Below are 4,784 nucleotides of genomic sequence, written 5' to 3'. Positions count from 1 at the left end.
AGCATGTTTGCCATGCTCGTCGGATACCAGCTGCCCGACTTCCCGGGCGCCGCATTCATCGCCCCCGCGCTAGGTACCGTCATGTATGTGTGGGGCGGACGCCCGTTCCTCACCGGTGCGGTCGCCGAATTGCGTGCCCGCACCCCCGGCATGATGCTGCTGATCGCCCTCGCCATCACCGTCGCGTTCCTCGCCTCCTGGGGCGCGAGCCTCGGGCTGTTGGATCACGAGCTCGAGTTCTGGTGGGAGCTGGCGCTGCTGATCGTGATCATGCTGCTCGGGCACTGGATCGAAATGCGCACGCTCGCACAGACCACCTCGGCCCTCGACTCGCTCGCCGCGCTCTTGCCCGACGAGACCGAACGGGTCGAAGGCGACGACGTGGTCACTGTCTCCCCCTCCGACCTCCGGGTCGACGACGTCGTGATCGTCCGCCCCGGGGGCAGTGTTCCCGCCGATGGGCGCATCGTCGATGGCAGCGCCGACATGGACGAGTCCATGGTCACGGGTGAATCCCGCACCGTGTCGCGCGGTGTGGGCGACCCGGTAGTCGCGGGCACCGTCGCCACCGATTCAGGACTGCGCGTGCGGATCACCGCGACGGGTGACGACACCACCCTCGCCGGCATCCAGCGGCTCGTCACGGAGGCGCAGGCCTCGTCGTCGCGGGCGCAACGTCTCGCCGACCGCGCCGCAGCGTGGCTGTTCTGGTTTGCACTCGCGTCCGCCGTGATCACCGCGCTCGTCTGGAGCATCCTCGGCAATCCGGACGCCGCCGTCGTGCGCACCATCACGGTGCTGGTGATCGCGTGCCCGCATGCGCTCGGGCTCGCGATCCCCCTCGTGGTGTCGATTGCGACCGAGCGCGCCGCGCGCGGGGGCGTGCTCGTCAAGGACCGCCTGGCGCTCGAGAGCATGCGCACGATCGATGCCGTGCTCTTCGACAAGACCGGCACGCTCACGAAGGGTGAGCCGACCGTCACCGACGTGCAGACGGTGGGGGATGTCGACCCCGACACCGTGCTGCGCTTCGCCGCCGCGGCCGAAGCCGACAGCGAGCATCCGCTGGCCAAGGCAATCGTGCGCGCCGCACACGATCAGGGCCTGGACGTGCCGCGCGCATCCGGCTTTCGCTCCTCCCCCGCCGTCGGCGTCACGGCGATGGTCGAGGGCACCGAGATCCGAGTCGGCGGGCCGGCACTGCTCGCCGAGGCCGCAGCATCCGAGATCCCCGCCGCCGACGCGTGGCGAGATGAGGGCGCGATCATCCTGCACGTCATGCAGAACGGCGCGGTCATCGGCGGGCTACGGCTCGCGGACGAGATCCGGCCCGAATCGCGCGAAGCCGTCGACGCGCTGCACGCCCTCGGGGTCGAAGTCGTCATGATCACCGGCGACGCAGATGCCGTCGCGCGCACAGTCGCGGGCGAACTCGGCATCGACCGGTACTTCGCGGGCGTCCGCCCCGAAGACAAGTCCGCGAAGGTCGCCGAACTACAACACGGCGGACGCAAGGTCGCGATGGTGGGCGATGGCGTAAACGATGCCCCCGCCCTCGCGCAGGCCGACGTCGGCATCGCAATCGGCGCCGGCACCGACGTCGCGATCGCCTCCGCCGGAGTCATCCTCGCCAGCTCCGACCCCCGCTCGGTAGTGTCAGTCATCGAGCTTTCGCGGGCGAGCTACCGCAAGATGCAGCAGAACCTGTGGTGGGCCGCCGGTTACAACTTGATCTCGGTCCCGCTAGCCGCCGGCGTGCTCGCGCCGATCGGATTCGTGCTGCCGATGTCGATTGGTGCGATCCTGATGTCACTGTCGACGATCGTCGTCGCACTCAACGCCCAGCTGCTCCGACGCCTCGATCTGCAGCCCGAGTCATCCGTCCGCTCCGTCCTAAATCGCTAGCCCTGAACCGCCAGGAGGTCCCGCCATGTCATCCACCGTTGACGAGCTCATCCACGAGTCGGAATCCGGATCCGGGTCCGGGTCCGCCGGACACGGCTACATCACCGACAAATCCAAGTTCCTCAACCGGCTGAAGCGCATCGAGGGGCAGGCGCGCGGCGTGCACAAGATGGTCGAAGACGAGAAGTATTGCATTGACATCCTGACGCAGATCAGCGCGCTCACCAGCGCGCTGCAGGTCGTTGCCGTAGGGCTGCTCGATGAGCACCTCAAACACTGCGTCGTCGACGCCGCGCGGGCGGGAGGCGACGAGGCGGACATCAAGATCAAGGAAGCCACCGACGCCATCGCGCGACTCGTGCGGTCCTAATTCCCACCAAAAGAAGGCAGCGCGGCGGCCGGCCTCATACGCCGCGCACCGACATTTCCCGATCCCTGCTTACCGCCGCCCGTTTGTCGCGCGGCAGGCGCGGCGCAAGCGCGAGACGCACCCTTCACGCGCAAGGAGAATGACCTGGCGCGCGAGGCATCAGGACGGTTTGCGGCTGGCCACCACTGCCCCGACGATCACCAGTAGCGCGGCAGCAGGATAGCCTGCGACGAGGTCGACCCAACCTTCCGGCTGAGCCGGCCCGAAAGCTTCCAAATGCGCAAGCCAGTGAATGATGCCAACTGCTGCTCCACCGATCATGATCACTTGGCCAGTGCGGAGATATATCCGGCGGCGGCGGTACCGCTTCTGGAGTTCTTCAGGGGCGGGCTCTCTACGCGGCGTGTCCATATACTCTCCTTGCTTGTATGGGTTTGTGCAGCACCAACGTGCTGCGGCGACAAGTGCTGCACTTCGGCAGTCAATGTGCCGACACGGACAGTGAGTGAGACCAGGTCGGGGCGCGTCGCCGACGGTTCATTGCAGGGCCCACGTTTAGGCGAGCGCGAGCGCCTGTGCCGGTACGGACCTCGCCATTGGGTACGTGCTTCACGTTCAATCGCCGCACCCCTCGTGGTGGCGAGTCACGCATCACAAATTCCCCAAGCGCGATCGGTGCTGCGGCGGGATGACTTCGACGAGAGTCGAGGCGCCGCACCCGCCGCGAGTAGGACAACGAGGGCGCCCACACCGATCTGGTCGAGCCATGGTGCTACGGCCATCGCTGGGGTGACCGAGTCGGATAGCGGCGCCTCGGCGACCATGGCAGAACTTGTGAATGGCGCTATCGTGGCGATCTCTGCACCGTCGGGCGCGATGATCGCGGATGATCCCACAGTGGACGCGTTGACCACGGATCGAGCTGTCTCCATGGCGCGGGCGCGCGCGATGGAGAGCTGCTGCTCACCCTGAGCTGAATCACCGAAGTCAGCATTATTGGACGGGACGATCAGAATCTCGGCTCCCGCCGCGATGATTTCCCGAGCGAGCCGGTCGGAGACGATGTCGAAGCAGAGTGCCACACCGATCGGGACGCCGTCGACCTGGACGGTGGCGCCTGTCGTGCCCGGGGTCATATCGACAGGAATCAGTGACGGAACGAACGGCAGGAGGCTTGACCAAAGTGCACGGTCTGGAAGGAATTCGGCGAAAGGGACCGGGTACCTCTTGTCATATTGTTCGACTACTCCCACGCCCGCGCGCCAGACGAGTGCGCTGTTGAAGACCTGACCGTCGTCGACCGTGAGCGTGCCGAAAAGGATAGGCGCGCTCACCCGATCGGAGATCCCGTCGAGCGAGGCTTGAACTTCGGCGATTCGCGCGACGTCAACATCAACAGAATTCTCAGGCCACACCAGAAGATCGAGATCTTCGCCATAGAGCGATTGCGTTGCACGCACATGATCGCCGAAAATTCTCCCCGGCGCGCTGGCGTTGAAGATGCCGGCGTCCGAGTTGCCCTGCGCCGCACCAACTCGCATAGTTCCTGTTTCGTTGTAGGAAAAAGTGGGCACGGCCACGAGAGCGGCCAGAAGAACGAGTGGAGCGGATGCGTGCCCCAGTCTGCGCGAGCGTGCGACCTGCACGAGCATCGTGCTCATCACGACGACAGCGAAAGTAGTTCCGGCTACCCCGACCCACGGCAGTAGGTCGCGCAATGGGCCGTCGACCTGGCTGTAGGCGAGTCGACCCCACGCGAAGCCACCATACGGCCAGTTCCCAGCAACGAAATCGCGTCCTACCCACGCCGCTCCCACCAGCACGGGAACCACCACCATCCGGGTGAAGTCTCCCGGAATCCACTCCTCAATCGTCCGCCAGCCGGCGATCATGATTGCGGCGGCGCCCACCGACATGAGTACCTGCAACGCGACGAGTGCTGCCCAGGGTGCGGGACCTAGATAGGTCGTCAACCAGACAATGTGAATACCCCAGAAACATGTCGCTCCCGCCGCAGCTCCCGCCAGCGCATGGGTCATCCGTGGTGCCGTCAGAACGCAGACCTGCAGCGCGACGCCCACGAGCGCGAAGGGCCAAGACCCGACTGGCGGAAACGCGAGCGTCGTGAGAGAACCCCCCAGTGCGCCAAGAGCCAGAGTCCGCAGGAAGGCATATCGGGGCGCCCGTCGCCGCGCCGACTTCGTGTGGCGGGGGCGAACCGCGTCGAGCGGGACCGGGATGGTCACGGTCCCGGGGGGTTATCGCCCGCCACGCGGGGGTCGGAGTCGGACGCTACGAAGGTTGAGCGGTGGGATTGCCTCTCACTCCCGAGAGTGCGGCCACTCTCCTGGTCGCTTGAAGCGGTTTTCGGGGAGCGGCCCTGTCGGTAAACGCTTAGTTCGGGCTCCGGGTGCCGGGCCGCTTGGACAACGACGAGAACCACGCCGGCAATCGCGACGACGAGCGCTGTGAGCACGTTTATCTTGACGCCCCAGATTTCGAGCTCGGT

Annotated in this window: 3 protein-coding genes and 1 pseudogene; 2 read left to right on the top strand and 2 right to left on the bottom strand. The window is 66.0% G+C overall.

Features of this window, described 5'->3' with window-relative positions; all coding sequences use genetic code 11:
- Positions 1-3 precede the first annotated feature (3 nt).
- Together ACIQ0W_RS15875 and ACIQ0W_RS15870 are read left to right on the top strand one after the other, a co-directional pair.
- Positions 4-1,905, top strand: a complete 1,902-nt coding sequence (locus ACIQ0W_RS15875) for a heavy metal translocating P-type ATPase (RefSeq protein ID WP_396643612.1) — start codon at positions 4-6, stop codon at positions 1,903-1,905.
- 25 nt (positions 1,906-1,930) lie between these two features.
- Positions 1,931-2,275: a metal-sensitive transcriptional regulator gene (locus ACIQ0W_RS15870; RefSeq protein WP_396643611.1), complete on the top strand. Its 345-nt coding sequence runs from the start codon at positions 1,931-1,933 to the stop codon at positions 2,273-2,275.
- Positions 2,276-2,919: 644 nt separating this feature from the next.
- On the opposite strand, the gene lnt is transcribed toward ACIQ0W_RS15870, so the two are convergent.
- Together lnt and ACIQ0W_RS15860 are read right to left on the bottom strand one after the other, a co-directional pair.
- On the bottom strand, positions 2,920-4,521 hold the full coding sequence (lnt, locus tag ACIQ0W_RS15865; protein ID WP_396643610.1) for an apolipoprotein N-acyltransferase: 1,602 nt from the start codon (positions 4,519-4,521) through the stop codon (positions 2,920-2,922).
- A pseudogene (locus ACIQ0W_RS15860) lies at positions 4,518-4,784 on the bottom strand (hypothetical protein); the annotation flags it as partial. The gene lnt and the pseudogene ACIQ0W_RS15860, both read right to left, overlap by 4 nt.

It is taken from the genome of Microbacterium sp. (assembly GCF_044340635.1).
GTDB lineage: Bacteria > Actinomycetota > Actinomycetes > Actinomycetales > Microbacteriaceae > Microbacterium.
This window is presented reverse-complemented; position numbering and strand designations above follow the sequence as displayed.